Origin of the sequence: Peribacillus sp. TH27, from assembly GCF_016650915.1 — a bacterium.
GTDB classification, from domain to species: domain Bacteria; phylum Bacillota; class Bacilli; order Bacillales; family DSM-1321; genus Peribacillus; species Peribacillus butanolivorans.
In genome coordinates this window covers 2945771-2970316 of the sequence record NZ_JAEKEV010000002.1, presented here as the reverse complement: position 1 = coordinate 2970316, position 24546 = coordinate 2945771, and the positions used below count along the sequence as shown (strand labels likewise).

The following is a 24546-nucleotide window of genomic DNA, read 5'->3' as shown; positions in this document are numbered from 1 at the left end:
AAATAGTAGTTGAGTTAGTAAATCTGCAGGGAAGGATATAAGGGATGTTCTTGAGTTAGTAAGTCATCATGGGAGGATATAAAGGATGTTCTTGAGTAATATAATAAGGCGGCGGCTAACGAATAAGGTGTTTAGCAAAATTTTAATCACTTATTCCGTAACAATCCTTCTTACAATGTTTCTATTACTACTTGTATTATCACGCTATTATACAGAAGTTATTATTCAGAAAGAAATGGACGCAAGTACAGAAACACTAGAAAGGGTCGAATCTTATCTCCAGCAAAAAGATGAGCATGTACAATATGTTATGCAAGAATTATATTTAAAAACAGATCTGATTTATAATGATATTGCATTTGCATTACAGCATGATTATGATTCATATCTTGCGTATCGACTAGATAAGTACAGTGAAAACTCTTCATTTATTCCGAACAACCTTAATACATTTTTCCAAGCGTATTTTAGTCAAGACCCTGATATCAATGCAGTGCGTTTAAAAAGTGCAAGCCCCGGTACAGAGTATGAATATATAAATAGCCACTATAGATGGAATAAATATATGGATAGGAGAGAGCAAAAGAAAGGGACTCAGGAAGATATAGCTGTTCATCCTCAAGACTTGCAACTTAAGCAAGTTGAGTGGGAGCAAGAAAGGAGTATCTTCAACAATATTCAAATATCTCGTTCCATTAATGATCCTGCGACCCTTAAGAAATTAGGGGATCTGACGGTTTTTTATGATACAGCGGGAATTCAAGATTTGATTCGTTTGAGGAAATCCCAATTTAAAGGAACAGTTCATATTTTTCAACGTAATGGGGATTATCTTTACTCGTCAGACGATGGTACCATTCCAGTACCATTGAAAGATATATCATTTGAAACGAGCTTTAAGAAAATAAAGTGGAAGGGAAAAAACTACTATATTAATACATTGGCTGATGACCACAGGGGCTACTTATATGTAGGTTTCATGCCTGAGGATGATATTAAGAAAATAACGATTGTTCATAGGTATATGTTATTATCTACAGTTTTACTTTCCTGTATAGCAATTGCTGTAACCTATTTTGCGATGAGATCTTATTCTAGAAGAATTAATAAAATAGAAACTGCCATTCACGAAGTTCGAGATGGAAACTTGCAAATTAGAATACCTGATAGTAGAGAAAAAGACGAGTTAACAGCCATATCAGAAAGTTTCAATGATATGTTAGATGATCTAAACATGTATATTAAAGATGTATATGTTTTAAATATCCGCCAAAGAGAGGCTGAAATGAAAGCGCTTCAGTCACAAATTCAGCCGCATTTTCTATATAATACATTGGAAGCTATTCGCATGAAAGCTATAGCTGACGGATCTAAACCAACTAGTAATATGATTTATAGTTTAGGACAATTATTTCGTTATTCTTTAAGTAGTAAAGAAATCGTTCAAATTTCTGATGAAATCCAACATGTTAAGGAGTATATAGGTCTAAATCAGATTAGATATTCTAACCGCTTACACGTAACGTACGAGATTCCAGAAAATTGTTTAGACGAAAAAATTCTCAAATTTACCCTTCAACCCCTTATTGAAAATTATTTGATTCATGGCTTCCGAAAAGAAACAAATAATAATGAATTACTAATAAAAGTTCAAAGAATTCATCGGGAAATAGAAATAATAATAAAAGACAATGGGAGAGGTATTCCAATAGATAAACTATTGGCTATTCAAACTAAATTATTAGAAGGAACTACCACCTCAGAGGGCTCAATCGGGCTGAGTAATGTTCATCAAAGAATACAATTAAAATACGGACAAAATTATGGAATTCAGATTAGTAGTAATGAAGGAGAAGAAACTATTGTAGAAGTTAGAATTCCAGCAGCTAGGAGGGAACAGATATAACATGTATAACGTATTTTTAGTAGATGATGAACCATTTATTATTGAAGGCATGAGAGCATTGGTACCTTGGGAAGATTATGGACTAAAAGTTGTTGGTGAAGCTTCTAATGGTAGTGAGGCTATTAAAAAGTTAGAAACGTGTCATGTTGATATATTATTAACTGATATAATGATGCCCATAATGGATGGATTAGAGTTAATTAGTACGTTGAAAGAACGTCATCCTAATACAAAATATATCGTTTTATCTGGATACGAAGAATTTGAATATGTGAAAAAGGGTATGAAGCTAGGAATCGAAAATTATCTTTTAAAGCCTGTCAATGAGCAAGAACTCATTTCAACATTGGAAAATAGTATAGAGAAACTTGAGAAATCTACAAATAATGAGGAAGCCTATACTATTTTAAGAGATAATACGATTTGGCGATGTCTTAATCAAGACATCGATGCAAAAGAATGGCGTGAAAGAGTAGAGTTGTATAGTTTGGAGTTCGATGGTCAGAATCTAGCTGTTGTTTTAATGCAAATATCAGATGGCGAACATGAAAACTCTTCCTTTTTTAGAAAAAGAGTAGAGGAGTTATTTCAGTCTGTCTGTATTATTAATCCAGATGGCGAACTTATCCTTTTAGTTTCGTTTAATTGTGAAGATGGCCTTAAGAAAAAACTAGATGAATTGAACATGCTATTTGCTGGATATGTTTCTGGAAAGTATCATATTAATGTTGGATCATTTGTTTGCTCCACAAGTGAATTGTATAAGAGCTATCAACGTGCAAAAGAGTTATCTAGCTATCGATTAGTACTCAAAGAAAGTGGACTCATAACAGATGAATTAACAAAGCAGTATACGCAAGCAAGCCTTTCTACTTCGAATGAATTGGATGATCTAAAGAGATATATTGTTGGCTCAGAACAGGAAAAGGCGTTTTTGTGGATCAAAGGTGCCTTCGATGAGATTAATAAATCTACTAAAAAGGTTGCTCCAACTATTATTAGAGGGTTCGCTATTGAAATAGTTACGTCTATCCAAAAAGATGTATCATCACATGCAAATGATCAAACAGTAGGTATTGTAAAGCGAATCTTAGAGGCCTATTCAATTGGAATTTTAGTTGACATTCTTATTGATTTTATCGAAGGAATTTTTAGAACATTGGAACAAAAGCCGGAGCATCGAAGTCCTATTATTCAAAGCGTGGTGCAATATATTCAAGAACATTTTTATGAGGAACTTTCTTTGAAAACATTAAGCTATAAATTTCATATAAATTCGATTTACTTAGGACAACTTTTCCAGAAAGAAACTGGCTTAGTTTTCTCTGAGTATATTAATCATTTAAGACTCGAAAAAGCAAAGCAATTGTTGAGAGGGACACATTTAAAGGCTGGAATAATTGGAAAACAAGTTGGCTATTCGGATTCTGCTTATTTTTATAAACAGTTTAAGAAGGCGGTGGGGATTACACCATCAGCATGGAGAACAATGAATATCAAATCTTGATATCCCGTTATTCGGGATTTTTTTTGTTTTGAGGAGCGTCTCTGATCCTAAAAGAATCAAAAAATGATGAAAAATGCTGTATTAACTATCGAATGTTTAATAAGTACAGTAAATCTTAATATTGTTAACTTTATACATTTTTTACTTTTTCTTAATATAGAGATGTAAGGGTTTTCAATATAAGGGAGGAGGGGCTTTGTGAATCGTATCAAGAGTTTTTTCCAAGATGTTTATAAGAATCGTGTGTGGCTCCTCATGGTTTTACCAGGAACCATTTGGCTATTGTTATTTTCATATCTTCCGATGTTTGGAACTGTCATTGCCTTTAAAAATTTCCGATATGATCCGAATGGTTTTTTTGCAAGTATCCTAAATAGTGAGTGGGTTGCCTTTGAAAACTTCAAGTTTTTATTTAATACAAATGACGCCTGGATCATTACAAGAAATACGGTTCTATATAATTTAGTCTTTATCGTTGTTGGGCTTATATTAGCAGTGTTTGTGGCAATTGTTCTAAGTGAGCTCGCAAATAAGAGATTGTCTAAAATTTACCAAACAGGAATGCTGTTTCCACACTTTTTATCATGGGTTGTTGTTAGTTATTTCGTATTCACGTTTCTAAGCGTGGATAGAGGTCTACTTAATAATATACTTCTATGGTTTGGAGTAGAAGACCCTATATCGTGGTATAACGAAGCAAAATATTGGCCTGTTATTATCGTTCTAACAAGTATGTGGAAGGGCGTTGGTTATGGAAGTATTGTTTATTTAGCAGCTATAGTTGGGATTGATAAAAACTATTACGAAGCCGCTATGATAGATGGTGCAAATAAGTGGCAACAAATTCGTAATATTACGATTCCGATGATAACACCGCTCATTGTTATTTTAACCATTTTAAACGTTGGTAGAATTTTTAGTGCAGACTTTGGTCTGTTTTTTCAGGTTCCTCGTGATTCAGGTCCGTTATATTCAGTAACAAACGTTATAGATACTTATGTATACCGAGGGATAACGACAATGGGGGACATTAGTATGAGTACTGCCGCTGGTCTTTACCAATCAATTGTTGGATTTGCATTAGTAATGCTGACAAATTATCTTGTTCAGAAGGTTGATAAAGAATATGCCCTATTTTAAAAAAACGAGAGAGAAAGGAGGGTGGCCGCAGTTTTGTGGCAAAATACAATGATAACAAATCAAAATAGCTCTCAACCTACTCCATTAAATAAAGGGAATGCTCAAAACCAAGTGAATCAACCAAACAAAAAAAGTAAGCGTAAGAAAAAGTACACACCACATGGTCTAAGTGGGTTTCCTAATCTTTTAATGAACATTTTGTTAGGGTCATTTTCTATAATGTGTATCTTTCCATTTCTATATGTAATCGTCATCTCTTTAACTGATGAAAAAACCTTAGCGCGAAATGGATATCAGCTTCTACCTGAAATATGGAGTTTTGAAGCATATCGATACTTGTGGCAAATGAAGGATCAATTACTTCAATCTTATACTATAACGATTGTAGTAACGGTGCTTGGTACACTTGTCAGTGTAATAATGATTTCTTTATATGCCTACGCTATTTCTAGAAAGCAATTCAAATATCGCGGTTTCTTTACTTTTATTGCATTCTTTACAATGCTTTTTAGTGGAGGACTAATTCCTTTCTATATAGTAGCAACACAGTTTTTACATCTACGTAACTCTATTTGGGCATTGATATTACCACTTGCAATGAATGCATTCTACATTCTAATTATGAGAACCTTTTTCCAAAGGTCTGTACCTGAATCCATTTTGGAATCGGCTAGAATTGATGGAGCAAGTGAATTACGAATCTTTGTCAAAATTGTTGCTCCACTTTCATTACCAGGTCTTGCAACTATTGCCCTTTTTAGTACATTGGGTTACTGGAATGATTGGTTTAATGCACTGTTGTTCATTGATGAACCGCACTTGGTGCCACTGCAATCAATGCTGATGAAAATTGAAAACAACATAGAATTTTTAAGGCAAAATTCGTTAGCAGGCGGTATACAAAATGATTTATTAAGTGCAATACCTCAAGATGCTGCAAAAATGGCAATGGTTGTTATTTCAACTTTGCCAATAGCAATTGCATATCCATTTTTCCAAAAATACTTTGTTAGTGGATTGACAATCGGTGGGGTTAAGGAATAATTGCTTTTTGAAATAAACAAATAAAAGGGGGGAGTTAAAATGAATAAGAAGTTAGCTATTATTCTAGTACTCTTATTAAGTTTATCTACATTTTTAGCTGCATGTAGTGGAGGGAATTCAGATAAAACGAGCGGAAGTAAAGCTGGTGAAGAAAAACCTTATGAAATTACGTGGTACACGATTGGGACACCTCAAAAAGATGTCGATAAAGTAATGGAGGAAGTAAGTAAATACACGAAAGAGAAAATTAACGCAACCGTTAAAATGAGACAAATTGACTGGGGCGATTATGATCAAAAAATGCAAGTTATGATTGCTTCAGGTGAATCATTTGATATTGCCTATACTGCAGGTGGAAACTATGTGTTAAATGCACAAAAAGGAGCATTTAAAGACCTAAATGAACTTCTTGACACACATGGAAAAGAATTAAAAGCAACAATTGATCCAGCGTACTTAGAAGGGGCTAAAATTGATGGAAAGCTTTACGGTATTCCTTCTAACAAAGAAGTAGGTCAGCAAAGTGTGTACGTATTTAATAAGGATATAGTCGATAAATACAATATGGATATTTCAAGCATTAACTCTTTAGAAGACTTGAAACCTTTATTGCAGACAGTTAAAGAAAATGAGCCAGACTTTACACCAATTGCAACTTTCAAACCGTATTTACCATTTGATTATGTATTAGAAGATGAATTGCCGTTTGCGTTTCCTCTAGAAGGAGATAAAGGAAAGGTAGTTAATATCTTTGAATCAGATATTATGATGGAAACGTTAAAAACAATGCACGAATTCTATAAAGCTGGTTATATAAAAGCGGATGCAGCAACAAGTACAGATCCATGGCCGTTAGAGGTACAAAACTGGTTCGTACGTAAAGAAATGTACCAGCCATATGCGGAATTAATATGGTCTCGTTCTGCAGGTTATAATGTAGCCGTTCAACCAATGCATGATCCGATTACATTTAACAACTCTGTAACAGGGGCTATTCAAGCTATCTCAGCAACTTCCAAACATCCAGAGAAGGCTATGGCGTTCTTAAATCTATTAAATACAGATCCATACCTTCGTAATTTAATTGATAGAGGTATTGAAGGTGTGCATTATGAAGAGGTCGATAACGGTAAAATTAAAGACCTTCCAGCTCGTGTAGAAAGCTACAACATGCCAAGTTACTCTCTAGGAAACCATTTCATTCTTAAGTTATATGAAAATGATCCTGAAGATAAATGGGATGCGTTCAAAAAATTCAATGATGCTTCTGTTCAAGCACCAACCTTAGGTTTCTATTTTGATACAAATCCTGTTCGTACAGAGATCGCAGCAATTGCAAACGTTGCGAATGAATATGCACCTCCGCTATTAACTGGCAGTGTTGACCCTGAGGAATATCTACCAAAGGCTAATAAGAAGTTTAAAGAAGCTGGATTAGATAAAGTGCTTGCAGAAATTCAAAAACAATATGATGAGTGGAAGAAAAATAACTAATAGATCTCATTCAGGAGGCAAAGTCGGAAACTTAATTTTCCGACTGCTTTCTTTTAAGGGAAGGCAGGATTGAAAATGAGTACAGAAGTAGAAAAGAATATTTACATGTTTCCGAAAGACTTTTGGTGGGGATCTGCATCATCTGCAACACAAATGGAAGGATTTTCAGGGGCAGATGGTAAAGGGAAGAATATATGGGACTACTGGTATGAAACAGAACCGAATCGTTTTTACCAGGGTATTGGACCTAATAACACTTCACTGTTTTATACGAATTTTATTGACGATATTCAGCTCATGAAAGAAACGGGACATAACAGTTTTCGATTTTCTATCTCGTGGTCCCGCATGTTTCCAAAGGGGCGTGGAGAAATAAATCCAAAGGCGATTGACTTTTATAATACCGTCATTAACACCTTACTAGAAAATGAGATTGAGCCTTTTGTGAATCTCTATCATTTTGACATGCCTATGGCTATGCAAGAAGAGGGTGGTTGGGAAAGCCGCTCAGTAGTTGATGCGTATGTGGAATATGCGTCTACTTGTTTTGAGAACTTTGGAGACCGTGTGATGAAATGGTTCACACATAATGAGCCAATCGTACCTGTTGAATGCGGTTATTTATATGGACATCATTATCCAGCATTTTGTGATTTTGGAAAGGCTGTTCAAGTTGGGTTCCATTCTGTATTAGCCTCCGCAAAAGCAATTAAGGCATACCATGATAAAGAGCTAGGAGGAAAAATTGGAATTATACTGAATGTTACTCCCTCGTATCCAAGGAGTAATCACCCTGCTGACTTAGATGCTGCTGAAAAAGCGGATTTGCTATTTAACCGTTCCTTTCTAGATCCATCAGTCAAAGGCACTTTTCCTGAGAAACTAATTGACATGTTGCGGGTAGAAAACTTTTTACCTAAGTATTTAACTGAAGATTTGGATATTATTCGTGAAAATACAGTTGACCTTTTAGGGATTAATTACTACCAACCACGAAGAGTTAAGGCGAAGGAAAACATCCCAAATCCAAATGCTCCATTCATGCCAGAACGGTACTTTGATAATTATGACATGCCAGGGAAAAAGGTGAACCCATACAGAGGCTGGGAGATTTATGAAAAGGGTGTCTACGATATTTTAAAAAACATCCAAGAAAACTATGGGAATATTGAATGTTTCATATCGGAAAGCGGTATGGGAGTTGAAGCAGAAGAACGCTTTAAGGATGAGAGTGGAATGATTCAGGATGATTATCGAATTACCTTTTACGAAGATCATTTAAAGTGGATACATAAAGCACTAAACGAAGGTGCCAATGTAAAAGGGTATCATGTATGGACATTTATGGATAACTGGTCATGGTTAAATTCATATAAGAACCGATACGGACTAGTAGAAGTAGATTTAAATAGAAACTTCAAGCGCACAATCAAGAAATCAGGTAAATGGTACAAAGAATTATCTGAAAACAACGGTTTTTGATTATTAGAAGAGCGCTACTAAGCATTTGTTCTATCAGAATATCACGAAGGAAGTGAAGGGAATGGACAAGTATCTTCTTGGCATTGATTTGGGTGGAACAAACTTGAGAATTGCCGTTGTGACATTGGAAGGCAAACTTATAGAAGAGGTCAATGTAAAAACGGAAAGTGACAAAGGACCACATCATGTCATCGATAACATGATTAAAATATGCGAGGGGCTGTTACAGAAAAGAAAAATTGAAGCAATAGGAATCGGAGCTCCGGGTCCTTTAGATTCAAAGCAAGGTATTATTTTAAGCCCTCCCAATTTACCTGGGTGGGATGAGGTTCCTTTAGCTCTAATGTTAGAAAAAGCTTTAGAGAAAAAAGTAGTGCTCGATAATGATGCCAACGCAGCTGCTTTAGCGGAAGCAACGATTGGGGCAGGCAAAGGAAAAGAATCTGTTTTTTATATGACGATCAGTACAGGAATCGGCGGAGGATATGTATATCGCAATCAGTTGATTCAAGGTGCTAATTTCTGTGCGGGGGAAGTTGGCAACATGATGGTTAATCGAGATGGTCCAACGCATTATATTCTGAATATTGGCTCTTTGGAATCTTTGGCAAGCGGTACAGCTGTGCATCGTCTCGGAAAAGAAAAGTTAGGTATAACAGGACATGCGGGAGAAGTGTTTACTTTGGCGATGAACGGCCAGCAAGAAGCGGAAGCGATAGTTGATACCATGCTAACTTATTTGGCAAAAGGAATCTCCAATATTGTTCATACAATTGACCCGCACATGATTGTGTTAGGCGGGGGGGTCATGCAATCAAGAGAGTATATAATGCCGATTCTTCTTGAAAAAGTAAATGATTACTTATATCCACAGTTACGTAATAGGGTACAAATTGAATGTGCCTCGTTAGGAACAAAAGCTGGTGTTATCGGCGCGGCTCTGTTGACACAGCAAGCATAGTTCCAGTAAGTGAAGGGGATGACAATGAAAGCTTACATGGTGTTTGATTTTGGCGGAACTTATATAAAGTATGCGGTAATGGATGACAAATCAAAGAAACTGGAATGCGGGAAGATTCCAACTCCTAAAGAAGGATTAGATATATTTTTAGATCACATTACCGAAATAGTTAAACATTATTCGGAGTCATTTGAAATTCAAGGTATCGCTTTAAGTTCGCCCGGTGCCGTAGACGTGGAAACAGGGTTTATTGGTGGGGCAAGTGCAATTCCCTTTATACATGGAGTAAACATGACAAGCTTACTAAAGGAACGAACAGGTCTGGAGGTGTCAGTTGAAAATGATGCAAACTGCGCGGCTTTGGCAGAAGGTTGGTTAGGTGCAGCGAAGGAAACTGATTTCTACATTTGTATTGTAATTGGTACAGGAATTGGCGGGGGAATTGTGATTAACCAATCTATTTTACGTGGAGCTACCCTTCACGGAGGTGAGTTTGGGTACATGATAATGGGAGAATCATGTAAGAGCCCTCTACAATCAACTTGGAGCAAAGTTGCATCGACAAATTCACTTGTAGAAGAAGTCGAAATGAGAAAATCTCTAGTAAGGGGAACGTTGGACGGAGAAGAAATATTTCGATTGGCGGAAGCAGGAGACTCCATTGCGAATGAATGCATTGCCAACCTATATAAGAAGCTGGCAATAGGAATCTATAATTTGAAGTATGTACTAGATCCTAACAAGATCCTAATTGGCGGGGGAATCAGCAAGCGACCGGATGTAATTGAAGGCATAAATAATAAATTGGCACAATTGAAGGATGATATCTCTACATTGGATATTACGGTTGAAGCTTGTAAATTTGATAACGATGCAAACTTAATTGGAGCCTTATTTCATTTCTTGAATCGGAAATAGGGAGTATTTTACAAAAATGATATTCTCTTTTACTTATACTAATAAAGAAAGGAATAGAAAAATGAATGATACACCATTATTTTTAAAACCGGTTTTTCAAGAACGTATTTGGGGTGGAACAGCTCTTTATGACCGTTTTGGCTATGAAATCCCATCAGCAATTACAGGAGAATGCTGGGCAATTTCTGCCCATCCAAACGGCCTGAGTCTTATTGAAAATGGTAAGTTTCAAGGTAAATCATTAAAAGAAGTATGGGAAAATCACCATGAGTTGTTTGGAAACTATAAGAGTGAGAAATTTCCGCTTCTTATAAAGATTTTGGATGCGAATGAAGAATTGTCTGTACAAGTACATCCAAATGATGATTATGCCAACGAGCATGAAAATGGCGAGTACGGTAAAACGGAATGTTGGTACATCATTGATTGTGATCAAGATGCTGAATTAGTGTTTGGACATCATGCTAAAACAAAAGAAGAAGTACGAGAAATGATTCAAAGTGGAAATTGGGAGAGGTTTTTACGTAAAGTTACCATTAGACCTGGTGATTTTTTCTACGTACCAAGTGGAACCGTTCATGCCTTATGTAATGGGACGTTGGTGTTAGAAACACAACAAAGCTCAGATACAACATACCGAGTTTATGATTATGACCGTATAGATAATCAAGGGAGTAAACGTGAGCTGCATTTAGAAAAAGCAATGGGCGTCATTAATGCACCTCATATTGATACCAATATCGCTCCTAAAATAGAAAAGCGAGAAGGTGTAGAAGTTACAAAGTTTGTACAAAATCACTTTTTCTCTGTTAATAAATGGGATGTGAATGGAGAAGCGACATTTCAGCAAAATCAAGCGTTTATGCTTGTAAGCATCATCGATGGGGAAGGAAGATTGTTGAAAGGCAGTGAAGGTTACACAATAAGAAAAGGAGCTCATTTTATTTTGCCGTATAAATATGGTGAATTTATCTTAAAGGGGAATATGAAGCTTATTGTATCACACCCTTAGACCTCATCCGGCTCTGTTGCGGAAAACGATTAATAGAAACATAGATTCACTTTGCACCACGTTCCAGCTTTAAAAAGAGACGTAAGTTTTACCATCTATCTTTTTATTGGTTTCTGTCATACACGGAAAAAAGAATTGCAGAGAGCTGTGTGAGTATGAAAAATTCAAATTTCTTCTGCTATCTTGCTTGCATCTGTGTCCTTCTTTTAAGCGGCTGCTGGAATCAACATTATTTAAAAGATACCGACGGAAAAATATTAAATTATCCGAACTTCTAACGGATGAAGTTAATGATGCAATTAAATAAATCTGAAAATTCTGACATTGTTCAAGTTGGGATACATATAATGGCTTTACATCATGATGCTTGGGTGGGATAATATTCCAATGTTAACTTTAATGTAAAAGTAAATGCTGGATTTTTCAAACATAGAATTACTTATTAACCAGTTGAAGATCCTTTAAGAATACAAAGCTATTGTTAGGTAGTGGAAAGCATGAATGAAGTACAGGGGACTTATAAAAGAGTTTTAGCGACGCTAGCAGTGAGCGACCCGCGGTGGCAAGGATAGCCTCGAGAAGCAACCCGAGAAGCAAGTTACCGGAGGATAGTTATACTTCATATAGAAGAAGGAGAACGCCAATTGAAAGACATGGCTGGATTAATAGAAAGGTCGATCTCTGTCTCTATTGCGTTGCCTCATATTCTTCCTATATTAATCGCTGAATTTTTGAAACTTAACCCTAATGTACATATTAGCCAGTATTTGGCTTCATCCACTGGGATGAAAAAACAACTAGAGAATGTCGAAGTCGACCTTTGTATTTCAATGAGTCCTATTTATGGAGACGACATTGAATGGATGCCCTTATTAGAAGAAGAGATTTTTTTATCGGTACCACCAAGCCATCACTTAGCAAAGCAAAAATCCATTGCTCTTCAGGAAGCAGCAAATGAGGCCTTCATCAGCAGAACGTCAGGGTACGGATTCCGGGACGTTACGGATAAGTATTGCAGGGAAGCGGGCTTTGAACCTTACACCCCAATTGAACTAGAAGAAGCAGGAGCAATACTCCGACTTGTAGAAATGGGAATGGGTGTTTCATTCACGCCTCAATTGTCTTTATTACGCCAATCAATGCCGAAACCGTTCAGATTCCAATCACCTATCCGAATTGCAAACGAACGATTGGGATAGCATGGAAAAAAACTCACTATCTCTCTCAAGCTGCAATAGATTTCCGGGAATTCACCTCTGGCTTTTTTAAACATGAAGTAAGTAAATATTTCTATCTATAAAGTCTTAATAAAAATAAGGTGGCAGGCATTACATCCAAGACGGTGTTGCCTGCCTTTTTCAACATGGATGGTAGAGGATTGCCTCCTTAATCTAAGGGGAGTCTTATTACATGCTTCTTTTAAACAAAAGAACGTAAAAATAAGGTCTGAGGTACAAGTCGTCCACTTCAGTCTTCAAATGTTAATTTTGATATTATTGGCGTTTATAAACATATCTAAAACTATCCTCATTAATTATTGCCAACTGTATAAATGAATGGTTCATGATAGAACGCAAAAACTACATATTACTTGGGAAATAATTTGGGAAATGGGGTCTGACCCCGGAGGTGATATGATGGCTGTGATTTTAGGTTTACAGGAGATGCAAAGGGAGAGGCAGTTGAAGTTTGAGCGAAGGTTACTTAGGGAACTTTCAATCGAGGATATGAAGGTGAGGATTCAGCGTTACTTTGGACAGGATTTCATGGAGGTGTTGGAGGAAGGCTATTTTGATGTTGCCATTGAGGCCTATTTATTGGGAGCTAACTATAGTAAGTTTGGCTATTATGGTGAGTCGGAGGATGATGTAAGGGCTCGGTGCTGGAGGGAAGAGAAATTTTTGATTGATACCCTTTTTAATTTTATTTTGTATTGGCGGGAAGTAACGGCAAATAACGCTTTCAATGAAGGTTTGTTTTATTGCTGTGAAGGGTTTGTAGGTGAATGGTGGATGGACGGCTTTAAGACGGGTGAAAAGCGATATAAAATGAAGTTGCACTAAGAAGGAGTGAAGTATCCATTCTTTGTTCTAATTCCATGGTTTGTCCCATACTTTTAGATATAGGGACTTGTGGAAGGAGAACGTTCATGCGTAGTAAGCTAAAATATACAGGAATCGCGATGGGATTGTTTATCCTTTTTTTAATTGTAACTTTCAAATTTGTTGAAGATGATTCTTGGGACTCCTGGAACCTTCCCTTGGCAGGTAAGGTAATCGTTTTGGATGCTGGACATGGAGGAATGGATGGCGGGGCAAATGTGCAAAAGGTAATGGAAAAAGAAATTGCCCTTTCTGTTTCGTTAAAGGTTAGGGACTATTTACAGGAACAGGGTGCCCTTGTCATTATGACTCGTGAGAAAGATGAAGATCTGGCACAGGGGGATACAAAAGGGATCCGTCAGCGAAAACAGGAAGACCTGCGAAATCGGGTTGAAATGATTAATGATTCAGAAGCGGATTTATTTTTAAGTATTCATTTAAATTCTTTTCCGTCAGCATCATCAAAAGGTGCTCAAACATTTTATACGAAAAGGTTTGAGGAAAATGAACAGGTGGCAAAGTTTATTCAGACTGAAATCATAAGAAACCTAGAAAATACAAAGCGAGATGCAAAAACGATTAATAATGTGTATTTGATGAATTATACGAAGAAACCAGGGGCGCTTGTTGAAATTGGCTTTCTTTCTAATACGGAGGAAAGGGAACGCCTTATCAGTGATGGGTATCAAGAAAAGATTGCAAGTTCGATTTATATGGGGATTTTACGGTATTTCACAGAGGAAAAACTTTCAGATGAAGAGTGATTCTCTAGTTCGGGTCTTGTATGGTACAAGGCCTTTTTATTATTGAGATAAAAGTCATGTGCTCACTTAAAGGGCAGATAATAAGCTTTATTTAAGTGATATGGTATACTTAAATGGGAAAATAAAACGAATTCAAAGGGGTGCTCGACTTGTTAACTGAAGAGAAAGTACTGAATTTATTAAAGGATCTTAAAGACCCTTTTCTACATAAAAGCCTTGAAGAAACAAATGGAATCATTGAAGTGAAAATAAAGCCTGAAAAAAATCATGTAAGCGTTAAGCTTGCCATTGCAAAAACAGGGACTGCCGAGCAAATGCAAATGCAAACAGAAGTGGTGAACTTGCTGAAAGAAGGCGGGGCAGAATCTGTAGGGATTCGTTTCACAGAACTTTCTGAAGAAGAGTTATCCAAGCATCGTGAAAATATACCACAGGATGAAGTGGATCAAGGTTTACTTGGACCGAATAGCAAGACGCAATTTATTGCGATTGCTAGTGGTAAAGGCGGAGTTGGTAAATCAACGATTTCAGTGAACTTTGCTACTTCACTTGCACGACTTGGTAAAAAGGTTGGACTTGTGGACGCTGATATTTATGGTTTTAGCGTACCAGATATGATGGGGATTACAAAAAGGCCGGTGGTGCGTGGGGAGAAAATTATTCCTGTGGAACGTTTTGGTGTTCAGGTTATCTCAATGGGATTCTTTGTAGAAGATAACGCGCCTATTATCTGGAGAGGGCCAATGCTAGGAAAGATGCTGAACAGTTTCTTTAACGAGGTAGAATGGGGAGAGTTAGATTATTTAGTCCTTGATTTACCACCGGGTACAGGCGATGTTGCGTTGGACGTGCATACAATGCTACCTTCATGTAAGGAAATTATCGTAACGACACCGCATCCAACTGCAGCCTTTGTTGCAGCAAGAGCGGGCGCGATGGCCATCAAGACTGAACATGAAGTCATTGGTGTCATTGAAAACATGTCGTTCTTCGAGAGTAAAACGACAGGTGAAAAAGAATATGTATTCGGTAAAGGCGGCGGTGCGAAGCTTGCAGATGAACTACGTACAGAAGTCTTAGGGCAGCTTCCTTTGCAACAGCCAGATTGGAACGAAGAAGATTTTGCACCTTCTATTTACGCAGCAGACCATAGATTAGGCAGAATTTATGAAGATATTGCTAAAAAAGTCATTGAAAAGTTGCAATAAAAATAAAGGCTGATTCCAATTGGAATCAGCCTTTTGTTATTCTTTGTCTTTTTTCTCAGTTTTATCACCTGATTCCGCCTTTGTTGCCTTTTCAGCTGCTTTTGTTACAGCTTGATCCAATCTTTCTTGGATCTTCGCTTGAACTAAAGGACTATCCATAGTTTCTATGATAACTTCTTTATAAATGGCCCGCATGTCTTTAGTCTTCAGTAACTTATTCATTTCTTTTTCCAAATCTGGGTCTTTTAAAATTTCAATAAGCATTCCGCGATACTGAGGGTCATTGGTTAATTCTTTCAATACCTTTTTGTGTTCGTCTTTTAAAGCTTTAGCATAGGCAGAGGTAAATTCAGGATCTTTAAAGGTCTTTTTCCAAAATTCCTTCCCTTTATCTGAAGTGACCGTATCTTCAATGGATTTCTTAATGATCTCTGAGTCCATAATAAGTTCAGTTTTTGTTTTCTCATCAGAAATGATATCCTGGATGGCCTTTTTACCATCGTCTGTTTTTAAAATATCGACGACCATTTTCTTTGTCTCTTCATACTCATTTTTATCTGCGCTTGCTCCATTCTGCGCACAACCGGAACAAACGAGTAAGAATGACGTGAAAAGCAAAGCAACTCCCACTCTCATACGCAGGGCCCCTTTCATCCTTCTTATTGTTAATATGGTTCCAATCGACGATATTATTCCCTTGTAGAATAAGTGGATTTTTCCAAATTTGGTTGGTACAATTAAGGAAATGAAATAGAAATGTATGGAGGAAAACAATGAACAGCCGTAATTTAGTTAAATTGTTTTTAACAACATTGCTTATCGGTGGTGTAACGGGCGGAGTTGTAGGGTTCTTAGCTCGTTGGAATGAGTTTAAGCCTTATTTTTCTTCTTTTGAAATCAGTGCCATTCTTTCAACGTTTTTATGGTTATTCGGTGTCGGATTAATTTTTAGTGTCATAAGCCAAGCTGGTTTTTTTGCCTATTTAACGATACATCGTTTCGGTCTAGGGATATTTAAAAGTGCTTCCTTATGGAATGCAGTACAACTCGTACTTATTCTTTTCGTTGTATTTGATCTAGTCTATTTACGATATCTTAATTTTGGTTCAGGTGAGGGGATTAGTTCCTACATTGTGTTAGCTTTGGTTGTATTAGCCGCAGCGTTGATTACGGCCTATTTTAAAATGAAACAAACAAATAAACAGTCATTTATTCCGGCGATGTTTTTTATGGTTGTGGCCACAGTATTAGAGTGGGTACCTGTACTAAGTTCTAATGATGAAGGCTGGCTCTACTTCATGCTGTTTCCATTACTAGTATGCAATGCTTATCAATTATTGGTTTTAAGCAAATTAATCGATCGTTCACAAAAAGAATTAGCCAGTAAAAAAACACGGATGCAAACTAAAGCAAAGGGAAAGAAATTAAAAGCAGGAGAATTAGGGAAGTAGGTAAAAGTGGCTAACCTTATTGGAAAGCGGAATACATAAGAAATTCTACATACAAAAAACTGCGTCCTAAAGGTTAAGCATGACCCTTAGTACGCAGTTTTTTATGTTTTTGTGTTCTAGTAAATGATGTTACCGGATTTCTTCACTGCTTGCTGATGAATTAGAGATCATCTCAGAAACGTTTACGAAGTTTAAATTTTTGGAGCGAAGTTCATCTATTAGTTCTGGCAATGCTTTATTAGTTTGTTTTGCTGAGTCTGAAGCGTGTAATAAGATGATATCACCCTTTTGAGCCTTGTTAACGTTATGAACAATTCGATCAACGCCTGGGTTAGTCCAATCCTTTGAATCGATACTCCAATGAACCACAGTATAGCCGAATTTTTCACTAATTTTCAGGAGGCGCTTATCAAAGTGTCCGGTGGGCGCACGTAAAAGCTCGATATTTTTAACATTTAGTTTTTTAAAAGCTTCCTGTGCTTTTGAAATATCACGGATGATTTCTTGGTCATCCAGATCGGAATAATCTTTGTAATCGTATCCGAGCATTCCGATTTCATAGCCTTCTTTTTCAATTTCATCCACTATGTCAGGGTGACGCTCTGCCCAAGATCCGGAAAGGAAGAAGGTGGCGGATTTAATCTTTTCTTTTTTCAATGTCTCTAAAATCGGGGCTGCTTTTTCATCGCCCCAGCCAATATTGAATGTGACGGCTACATTCTTTTCCCCTTTATAAACCGCTTTTGGTCCATCTTCGGTAGAAAAAACAGGTGAATGAAGAATGTTTTGTACAAAAAGGAACCAAGCGGTAAAGAGTGCCGTAAGTAAAATTAACGAATAATGTTTGATGTTCTTTGCCTGGAGCACCATGAAAAATTTCATTAATCCATCCCCTTGTCCAAAAGCTCTTGTTTTCATATTTATGCAGAGGCTGTTCCGTTATGCAAAAAAATCAATATAAAAATTCATAAAATTAAGATGAATGGGGAAAAATGACTGATGGAGGTGTGAGTTATGCTTGGCTTATTGATTAATGAAAAAGAAAAGAAGGAATTAGAGTACCTCTTAAAAAGAGAGATGGATGAAATATTATTTGATTTACAAGATGATAGAATCGATTGCATAGTTAAAAGAGCTATAAATGAAAAATATAATATCCTTTTCAGATTGTTTAAAAGGCTAAGTACAGAAAAGGAATGCCTTATTTATATGAAAGTAAAAACAAACTTTAATGAGAAGAATTAGTCCTGATTTTTAAAAGTGAATTAAATTTAAAAAATCTATTGACTATTAATTTATACGCTGGTATATTATAAAAGTTGCTGCAAGATAATAGCTTTTAAAAAAGAACAAAAAAAACTTTTTTAAAAAAGTTATTGACGAAGCAGAGATAAGATGTTAAGATATTAAAAGTCGCTAAGAGATAAAGCGAAACAAATTGCTCTTTGAAAACTGAACAAAACAAAGCGCCAACGTTAATTTTTTTAAGTGAGCACACACTATCAAAAAAAGCAAAATGAGCAAGTCAAACATTTCTTCGGAGAGTTTGATCCTGGCTCAGGACGAACGCTGGCGGCGTGCCTAATACATGCAAGTCGAGCGAATCGATGGGAGCTTGCTCCCTGAGATTAGCGGCGGACGGGTGAGTAACACGTGGGCAACCTGCCTATAAGACTGGGATAACTTCGGGAAACCGGAGCTAATACCGGATACGTTCTTTTCTCGCATGAGAGAAGATGGAAAGACGGTTTCGGCTGTCACTTATAGATGGGCCCGCGGCGCATTAGCTAGTTGGTGAGGTAATGGCTCACCAAGGCGACGATGCGTAGCCGACCTGAGAGGGTGATCGGCCACACTGGGACTGAGACACGGCCCAGACTCCTACGGGAGGCAGCAGTAGGGAATCTTCCGCAATGGACGAAAGTCTGACGGAGCAACGCCGCGTGAACGAAGAAGGCCTTCGGGTCGTAAAGTTCTGTTGTTAGGGAAGAACAAGTACCAGAGTAACTGCTGGTACCTTGACGGTACCTAACCAGAAAGCCACGGCTAACTACGTGCCAGCAGCCGCGGTAATACGTAGGTGGCAAGCGTTGTCCGGAATTATTGGGCGTAAAGCGCGCGCAGGTGGTTCCTTAAGTCTGATGTGAAAGCCCACGGCTCAACCGTGGAGGGTCATTGGAAACTGGGGGACTTGAGTGCAGAAGAGGAAAGTGGAATTCCAAGTGTAGCGGTGAAATGCGTAGAGATTTGGAGGAACACCAGTGGCGAAGGCGACTTTCTGGTCTGTAACTGACACTGAGGCGCGAAAGCGTGGGGAGCAAACAGGATTAGATACCCTGGTAGTCCACGCCGTAAACGATGAGTGCTAAGTGTTAGAGGGTTTCCGCCCTTTAGTCTCTGCAGACTAACGCATTAAGCACTCCGCCTGGGGAGTACGGCCGCAAGGCTGAAACTCAAAGGAATTGACGGGGGCCCGCACAAGCGGTGGAGCATGTGGTTTAATTCGAAGCAACGCGAAGAACCTTACCAGGTCTTGACATCCTCTGACAACCCTAGAGATAGGGCGTTCCCCTTCGGGGGACAGAGTGACAGGTGGTGCATGGTTGTCGTCAGCTCGTGTCGTGAGATGTTGGGTTAAGTCCCGCAACGAGCGCAACCCTTGATCTTAGTTGCCAGCATTCAGTTGGGCACTCTAAGGTGACTGCCGGTGACAAACCGGAGGAAGGTGGGGATGACGTCAAATCATCATGCCCCTTATGACCTGGGCTACACACGTGCTACAATGGATGGTACAAAGGGCTGCAAACCTGCGAAGGTAAGCGAATCCCATAAAGCCATTCTCAGTTCGGATTGTAGGCTGCAACTCGCCTACATGAAGCCGGAATCGCTAGTAATCGCGGATCAGCATGCCGCGGTGAATACGTTCCCGGGCCTTGTACACACCGCCCGTCACACCACGAGAGTTTGTAACACCCGAAGTCGGTGAGGTAACCTTTATGGAGCCAGCCGCCTAAGGTGGGACAGATGATTGGGGTGAAGTCGTAACAAGGTAGCCGTATCGGAAGGTGCGGCTGGATCACCTCCTTTCTAAGGATAAATACGAGAGCGCTTTTGTTTTGTTCAGTTTTGAATGAGTAATTCATTCAGATACGAAAGATCTCATCACGTTGTGATGGAATTTTTTCTTCTTTGTTCCTTGAAAACTAGATAATAGATAGAAGGCAATTAATTTTTTCAAAGCATCAGTAAGATCTTTTTTAACGGTTAAGTTAGAAAGGGCGCACGGTGGATGCCTTGGCACTAGGAGCCGATGAAGGACGGGACTAACACCGATATGCTTCGGGGAGCTGTAAGTAAGCTTTGATCCGGAGATTTCCGAATGGGGAAACCCACTGTTCGTAATGGAACAGTATCTTTACCTGAATACATAGGGTACTGAAGGCAGACCCGGGGAACTGAAACATCTAAGTACCCGGAGGAAGAGAAAGCAAATGCGATTTCCTGAGTAGCGGCGAGCGAAACGGAATTAGCCCAAACCAAGAGGCTTGCCTCTTGGGGTTGTAGGACACTCAACATGGAGTTACAAAGGAACGGGGTAAATGAAGTGATCTGGAAAGGTCCGTCAAAGAAGGTAAAAACCCTGTAGTTGAAACTTCGTTCCCTCCTGAGTGGATCCTGAGTACGGCGGGACACGAGAAATCCCGTCGGAAGCAGGGAGGACCATCTCCCAAGGCTAAATACTACCTAGTGACCGATAGTGAACCAGTACCGTGAGGGAAAGGTGAAAAGCACCCCGGAAGGGGAGTGAAATAGATCCTGAAACCGTGTGCCTACAAGTAGTCAAAGCCCGTTAATGGGTAATGGCGTGCCTTTTGTAGAATGAACCGGCGAGTTACGATTTCATGCGAGGTTAAGTTGATAAGACGGAGCCGCGACGAAAGCGAGTCTGAATAGGGCGAATGAGTATGAGGTCGTAGACCCGAAACCAGGTGATCTACCCATGTCCAGGGTGAAGTTCAGGTAACACTGAATGGAGGCCCGAACCCACGCACGTTGAAAAGTGCGGGGATGAGGTGTGGGTAGCGGAGAAATTCCAATCGAACCTGGAGATAGCTGGTTCTCTCCGAAATAGCTTTAGGGCTAGCCTCAAGATGAGAGTATTGGAGGTAGAGCACTGATTGGACTAGGGGCCCCCAACGGGTTACCGAATTCAGTCAAACTCCGAATGCCAAATACTTATTCTTGGGAGTCAGACTGCGAGTGATAAGATCCGTAGTCGAAAGGGAAACAGCCCAGACCACCAGCTAAGGTCCCAAAGTATACGTTAAGTGGAAAAGGATGTGGAGTTGCTTAGACAACCAGGATGTTGGCTCAGAAGCAGCCATCATTTAAAGAGTGCGTAATAGCTCACTGGTCGAGTGACTCCGCGCCGAAAATGTACCGGGGCTAAACGTATCACCGAAGCTGTGGATTGACACCGTATGGTGTCGATGGTAGGAGAGCGTTCTAAGGGCGTTGAAGTCAGACCGGAAGGACTGGTGGAGCGCTTAGAAGTGAGAATGCCGGTATGAGTAGCGAAAGAAGGGTGAGAATCCCTTCCACCGAATGCCTAAGGTTTCCTGAGGAAGGCTCGTCCGCTCAGGGTTAGTCGGGACCTAAGCCGAGGCCGAAAGGCGTAGGCGATGGACAACAGGTTGATATTCCTGTACCACCTATACATCGTTTGAACGATGGGGGGACGCAGAAGGATAGGGTAAGCGCGCTGTTGGATATGCGCGTCCAAGCAGTTAGGCCGGAAACGAGGCAAATCCCGTTTCCATTAAGGCGGAGCTGTGATGGCGAGGGAAATATAGTACCGAAGTTCCTGATTCCACAGCTGCCAAGAAAAGCCTCTAGTGAGATGTAAGGTGCCCGTACCGCAAACCGACACAGGTAGGCGAGGAGAGAATCCTAAGGTGTGCGAGAGAACTCTCGTTAAGGAACTCGGCAAAATGACCCCGTAACTTCGGGAGAAGGGGTGCTTTTTAGGGTGAATAGCCCGGAAAAGCCGCAGTGAATAGGCCCAGGCGACTGTTTAGCAAAAACACAGGTCTCTGCGAAGCCGCAAGGCGAAGTATAGGGGCTGACACCTGCCCGGTGCTGGAAGGTTAAGGGGAGAGGTTAGCGCAAGCGAAGCTTTGAACCGAAGCCCCAGTAAACGGCGGCCGTAACTATAACGGTCCTAAGGTAGCGAAATTCCTTGTCGGGTAAGTTCCGACCCGCACGAAAGGTGTAACGATCTGGGCACTGTCTCAACGAGAGACTCGGTGAAATTATAGTACCTGTGAAGATGCAGGTTACCCGCGACAGGACGGAAAGACCCCGTGGAGCTTTACTGCTGACCTGATATTGAATTTTGGTACAGCTTGTACAGGATAGGTAGGAGCCTGAGAAGCCGGAGCGCTAGCTTCGGTGGAGGCGTTGGTGGGATACTACCCTGGCTGTATTGAAATTCTAACCCGCGCCCCTTATCGGGGTGGGAGACAGTGTCAGGTGGGCAGTTTGACTGGGGCGGTCGCCTCCTAAAGAGTAACGGAGGCGCCCAAAGGTTCCCTCAGAATGGTTGGAAATCATTCGTAGAGTGTAAAGGCACAAGGGAGCTTGACTGCGAGACCTACAAGTCGAGCAGGGACGAAAGTCGGGCTTAGTGATCCGGTGGTTCCGCATGGAAGGGCCATCGCTCAACGGATAAAAGCTACCCCGGGGATAACAGGCTTATCTCCCCCAAGAGTCCACATCGACGGGGAGGTTTGGCACCTCGATGTCGGCTCATCGCATCCTGGGGCTGTAGTCGGTCCCAAGGGTTGGGCTGTTCGCCCATTAAAGCGGTACGCGAGCTGGGTTCAGAACGTCGTGAGACAGTTCGGTCCCTATCCGTCGCGGGCGCAGGAAATTTGAGAGGAGCTGTCCTTAGTACGAGAGGACCGGGATGGACGCACCGCTGGTGTACCAGTTGTCTTGCCAAAGGCATAGCTGGGTAGCTACGTGCGGACGGGATAAGTGCTGAAAGCATCTAAGCATGAAGCCCCCTCGAGATGAGATTTCCCATAGCGCAAGCTAGTAAGATCCCTGAAAGATGATCAGGTTGATAGGTCAGAGGTGGAAGCGTGGCGACATGTGGAGCTGACTGATACTAATAGATCGAGGACTTAACCACGCTTTAAAAAATGAAATACCTTCTTATTATCTAGTTTTGAAGGAATGAAAATTTCTTCAAAAAAATGAATATAGTCTGGCAATGATGGCGAAGAGGTCACACCCGTTCCCATTCCGAACACGGAAGTTAAGTTCTTCAGCGCCGATGGTAGTTGGGGGTTTCCCCCTGTGAGAGTAGGACGTTGCCAGGCTATTCATTTAAAATCTTTAAATGAGTATTAGGAAACATTATATTATTCCGCAGTAGCTCAGTGGTAGAGCATTCGGCTGTTAACCGAACGGTCGTAGGTTCGAGTCCTACCTGCGGAGCCATATGCTTCCATAGCTCAGTAGGTAGAGCACTTCCATGGTAAGGAAGAGGTCAGCGGTTCGAATCCGCTTGGGAGCTTCCCAATCTATCTATTATCATAAAATATCGGCCCGTTGGTCAAGCGGTTAAGACACCGCCCTTTCACGGCGGTAACACGGGTTCGAATCCCGTACGGGTCACCATTATATACTTATTAGTCCGGAGGATTAGCTCAGCTGGGAGAGCATCTGCCTTACAAGCAGAGGGTCGGCGGTTCGATCCCGTCATCCTCCACCATTTTATTTTAAAAATATTTGCCGGTGTAGCTCAACTGGTAGAGCAACTGACTTGTAATCAGTAGGTTGGGGGTTCAAGTCCTCTTGCCGGCACCATTTACAACCATATATTGCGGAGGGGTAGCGAAGTGGCTAAACGCGGCGGACTGTAAATCCGCTCCTTCGGGTTCGGCAGTTCGAATCTGCCCCCCTCCACCATTTTAATAAAAACCTGTGGATCAGTTATATATTCTCTGTAAAAGGGAAATATATGATTACCACCTTTTTATTTTGTTGAATATTAATTATACATATTATATATTGGGCTATAGCCAAGCGGTAAGGCAACGGATTTTGATTCCGTCATGCGAAGGTTCGATCCCTTCTAGCCCAGCCATTTGCGGAAGTAGTTCAGTGGTAGAATACAACCTTGCCAAGGTTGGGGTCGCGGGTTCGAATCCCGTCTTCCGCTTACTATATATTTATTCCTTTAGGGGCCTTAGCTCAGCTGGGAGAGCGCCTGCCTTGCACGCAGGAGGTCAGCGGTTCGATCCCGCTAGGCTCCACCATCTAACTACATACACTAAAACTTACGTCTTAAGCCGATTACGGCTTAAGACTTTTTTTTATTTTAAATATCTAACTTTTATTACTTTTACCTTCTAATAAGAGAACGGTTCAATTAGGGATTTTAAGACAAAGAGTAAATACTGTAAAAAAGCTAATTAGCTGCATCTTTATACATATAAATGTTCAGTTGAACCACTAGGCATATAAGATATAAAATGGTAGAAAGGG

17 protein-coding genes, 9 tRNA genes and 3 rRNA genes are annotated in these 24546 nt (G+C 39.8%); 27 read left to right on the top strand and 2 right to left on the bottom strand.

Features of this window, described 5'->3' with window-relative positions:
* Window positions 1–85: 85 nt before the first annotated feature.
* From JFU24_RS15575 to JFU24_RS15515, 13 genes are all read left to right on the top strand, one after another.
* Window positions 86–1906, top strand: coding sequence for a sensor histidine kinase (locus JFU24_RS15575; RefSeq protein ID WP_201222453.1), 1821 nt, complete (start codon window positions 86–88; stop codon window positions 1904–1906).
* Between the two features lies 1 nt (window position 1907).
* A complete protein-coding gene (locus tag JFU24_RS15570) occupies window positions 1908–3413 on the top strand; it encodes a response regulator transcription factor (RefSeq protein WP_201188217.1) in 1506 nt (501 codons plus the stop codon).
* Between the two features lie 255 nt (window positions 3414–3668).
* Complete coding sequence (locus JFU24_RS15565) at window positions 3669–4553, top strand: ABC transporter permease (protein WP_053349096.1); 885 nt, start codon at window positions 3669–3671, stop codon at window positions 4551–4553.
* Window positions 4554–4742: 189 nt separating this feature from the next.
* Window positions 4743–5597 carry a carbohydrate ABC transporter permease gene (locus tag JFU24_RS15560; protein WP_053349095.1) on the top strand — a complete coding sequence of 285 codons (855 nt, stop codon included), beginning with the start codon at window positions 4743–4745 and terminating at the stop codon, window positions 5595–5597.
* A gap of 39 nt (window positions 5598–5636) precedes the next feature.
* Window positions 5637–7091, top strand: coding sequence for an ABC transporter substrate-binding protein (locus tag JFU24_RS15555; protein WP_201188219.1), 1455 nt, complete (start codon window positions 5637–5639; stop codon window positions 7089–7091).
* A gap of 75 nt (window positions 7092–7166) precedes the next feature.
* The gene (locus tag JFU24_RS15550; protein WP_201222452.1) at window positions 7167–8573 is read left to right on the top strand and encodes a glycoside hydrolase family 1 protein; all 1407 of its coding nucleotides are present in this window, start codon (window positions 7167–7169) and stop codon (window positions 8571–8573) included.
* 61 nt (window positions 8574–8634) lie between these two features.
* Window positions 8635–9534: an ROK family protein gene (locus tag JFU24_RS15545; RefSeq protein WP_201188223.1), complete on the top strand. Its 900-nt coding sequence runs from the start codon at window positions 8635–8637 to the stop codon at window positions 9532–9534.
* A gap of 24 nt (window positions 9535–9558) precedes the next feature.
* Window positions 9559–10452 carry an ROK family protein gene (locus JFU24_RS15540; protein WP_201222451.1) on the top strand — a complete coding sequence of 298 codons (894 nt, stop codon included), beginning with the start codon at window positions 9559–9561 and terminating at the stop codon, window positions 10450–10452.
* Window positions 10453–10513: 61 nt separating this feature from the next.
* A complete protein-coding gene (manA, locus tag JFU24_RS15535; RefSeq protein ID WP_201188226.1) occupies window positions 10514–11464 on the top strand; it encodes a mannose-6-phosphate isomerase, class I in 951 nt (316 codons plus the stop codon).
* Window positions 11465–12117: 653 nt separating this feature from the next.
* Window positions 12118–12663 (top strand): LysR substrate-binding domain-containing protein, encoded by a 546-nt coding sequence (locus JFU24_RS15530; RefSeq protein ID WP_242485473.1) that lies wholly within the window; start codon window positions 12118–12120, stop codon window positions 12661–12663.
* Between the two features lie 438 nt (window positions 12664–13101).
* Window positions 13102–13527 (top strand): DUF2521 family protein, encoded by a 426-nt coding sequence (locus tag JFU24_RS15525; RefSeq protein ID WP_201188230.1) that lies wholly within the window; start codon window positions 13102–13104, stop codon window positions 13525–13527.
* Between the two features lie 86 nt (window positions 13528–13613).
* Complete coding sequence (gene cwlD / locus JFU24_RS15520) at window positions 13614–14330, top strand: N-acetylmuramoyl-L-alanine amidase CwlD (RefSeq protein ID WP_201188232.1); 717 nt, start codon at window positions 13614–13616, stop codon at window positions 14328–14330.
* A 149-nt stretch (window positions 14331–14479) separates the two neighbouring features.
* Window positions 14480–15538: an Mrp/NBP35 family ATP-binding protein gene (locus JFU24_RS15515; protein ID WP_201188234.1), complete on the top strand. Its 1059-nt coding sequence runs from the start codon at window positions 14480–14482 to the stop codon at window positions 15536–15538.
* 36 nt (window positions 15539–15574) lie between these two features.
* Here the strand turns inward: JFU24_RS15515 and gerD are convergent, their stop codons facing one another.
* Complete coding sequence (gene gerD, locus JFU24_RS15510; RefSeq protein ID WP_201188235.1) at window positions 15575–16174, bottom strand: spore germination lipoprotein GerD; 600 nt, start codon at window positions 16172–16174, stop codon at window positions 15575–15577.
* Between the two features lie 137 nt (window positions 16175–16311).
* Here gerD and JFU24_RS15505 point away from each other — a divergent pair, with 137 nt between their 5' ends.
* Window positions 16312–16989 carry a KinB-signaling pathway activation protein gene (locus tag JFU24_RS15505; RefSeq protein WP_201222445.1) on the top strand — a complete coding sequence of 226 codons (678 nt, stop codon included), beginning with the start codon at window positions 16312–16314 and terminating at the stop codon, window positions 16987–16989.
* A gap of 129 nt (window positions 16990–17118) precedes the next feature.
* Here the strand turns inward: JFU24_RS15505 and pdaB are convergent, their stop codons facing one another.
* On the bottom strand, window positions 17119–17871 hold the full coding sequence (gene pdaB / locus JFU24_RS15500; RefSeq protein ID WP_201188237.1) for a polysaccharide deacetylase family sporulation protein PdaB: 753 nt from the start codon (window positions 17869–17871) through the stop codon (window positions 17119–17121).
* A gap of 132 nt (window positions 17872–18003) precedes the next feature.
* Between pdaB and JFU24_RS15495 the strand changes: the two genes are divergently transcribed.
* The 13 genes from JFU24_RS15495 to JFU24_RS15435 all read left to right on the top strand — a co-directional run bounded on the left by JFU24_RS15495 (window position 18004) and on the right by JFU24_RS15435 (window position 24317).
* A complete protein-coding gene (locus JFU24_RS15495) occupies window positions 18004–18234 on the top strand; it encodes a hypothetical protein (RefSeq protein ID WP_201188239.1) in 231 nt (76 codons plus the stop codon).
* A gap of 289 nt (window positions 18235–18523) precedes the next feature.
* Window positions 18524–20076: ribosomal RNA gene (locus JFU24_RS15490) — 16S ribosomal RNA — on the top strand.
* Window positions 20077–20251: 175 nt separating this feature from the next.
* Window positions 20252–23185 (top strand): 23S ribosomal RNA (locus tag JFU24_RS15485).
* A gap of 74 nt (window positions 23186–23259) precedes the next feature.
* Window positions 23260–23375, top strand: a 5S ribosomal RNA gene (gene rrf / locus JFU24_RS15480).
* Together the 16S, 23S and 5S rRNA genes with 9 tRNA genes alongside form the textbook arrangement of a ribosomal RNA operon.
* A 46-nt stretch (window positions 23376–23421) precedes the next feature.
* Window positions 23422–23496, top strand: a tRNA-Asn gene (locus JFU24_RS15475).
* 3 nt (window positions 23497–23499) lie between these two features.
* Window positions 23500–23572: transfer RNA gene (locus tag JFU24_RS15470), tRNA-Thr, on the top strand.
* A gap of 29 nt (window positions 23573–23601) precedes the next feature.
* A tRNA-Glu gene (locus tag JFU24_RS15465) sits at window positions 23602–23676 on the top strand.
* A gap of 18 nt (window positions 23677–23694) precedes the next feature.
* A tRNA-Val gene (locus tag JFU24_RS15460) sits at window positions 23695–23770 on the top strand.
* Window positions 23771–23789: 19 nt separating this feature from the next.
* Window positions 23790–23865: transfer RNA gene (locus JFU24_RS15455), tRNA-Thr, on the top strand.
* A gap of 18 nt (window positions 23866–23883) precedes the next feature.
* Window positions 23884–23967 (top strand) — tRNA-Tyr (locus JFU24_RS15450).
* A 103-nt stretch (window positions 23968–24070) separates the two neighbouring features.
* Window positions 24071–24145, top strand: a tRNA-Gln gene (locus JFU24_RS15445).
* A gap of 3 nt (window positions 24146–24148) precedes the next feature.
* A tRNA-Gly gene (locus JFU24_RS15440) sits at window positions 24149–24220 on the top strand.
* A 21-nt stretch (window positions 24221–24241) separates the two neighbouring features.
* Window positions 24242–24317 (top strand) — tRNA-Ala (locus JFU24_RS15435).
* Window positions 24318–24546: the final 229 nt, after the last annotated feature.

Coding starts and splice junctions, on each gene's coding strand:
- JFU24_RS15575 (WP_201222453.1), top strand. CDS start 86: ATGTTCTTGAGTAATATAATAAGGCGGCGGCTAACGAATAAGGTGTTT.
- JFU24_RS15570 (WP_201188217.1), top strand. CDS start 1,908: ATGTATAACGTATTTTTAGTAGATGATGAACCATTTATTATTGAAGGC.
- JFU24_RS15565 (WP_053349096.1), top strand. CDS start 3,669: ATGGTTTTACCAGGAACCATTTGGCTATTGTTATTTTCATATCTTCCG.
- JFU24_RS15560 (WP_053349095.1), top strand. CDS start 4,743: ATGAACATTTTGTTAGGGTCATTTTCTATAATGTGTATCTTTCCATTT.
- JFU24_RS15555 (WP_201188219.1), top strand. CDS start 5,637: ATGAATAAGAAGTTAGCTATTATTCTAGTACTCTTATTAAGTTTATCT.
- JFU24_RS15550 (WP_201222452.1), top strand. CDS start 7,167: ATGAGTACAGAAGTAGAAAAGAATATTTACATGTTTCCGAAAGACTTT.
- JFU24_RS15545 (WP_201188223.1), top strand. CDS start 8,635: ATGGACAAGTATCTTCTTGGCATTGATTTGGGTGGAACAAACTTGAGA.
- JFU24_RS15540 (WP_201222451.1), top strand. CDS start 9,559: ATGAAAGCTTACATGGTGTTTGATTTTGGCGGAACTTATATAAAGTAT.
- manA (WP_201188226.1), top strand. CDS start 10,514: ATGAATGATACACCATTATTTTTAAAACCGGTTTTTCAAGAACGTATT.
- JFU24_RS15530 (WP_242485473.1), top strand. CDS start 12,118: ATGGCTGGATTAATAGAAAGGTCGATCTCTGTCTCTATTGCGTTGCCT.
- JFU24_RS15525 (WP_201188230.1), top strand. CDS start 13,102: ATGGCTGTGATTTTAGGTTTACAGGAGATGCAAAGGGAGAGGCAGTTG.
- cwlD (WP_201188232.1), top strand. CDS start 13,614: ATGCGTAGTAAGCTAAAATATACAGGAATCGCGATGGGATTGTTTATC.
- gerD (WP_201188235.1), bottom strand. CDS start 16,174: ATGAGAGTGGGAGTTGCTTTGCTTTTCACGTCATTCTTACTCGTTTGT.
- JFU24_RS15505 (WP_201222445.1), top strand. CDS start 16,312: ATGAACAGCCGTAATTTAGTTAAATTGTTTTTAACAACATTGCTTATC.
- pdaB (WP_201188237.1), bottom strand. CDS start 17,871: ATGAAATTTTTCATGGTGCTCCAGGCAAAGAACATCAAACATTATTCG.
- JFU24_RS15495 (WP_201188239.1), top strand. CDS start 18,004: ATGCTTGGCTTATTGATTAATGAAAAAGAAAAGAAGGAATTAGAGTAC.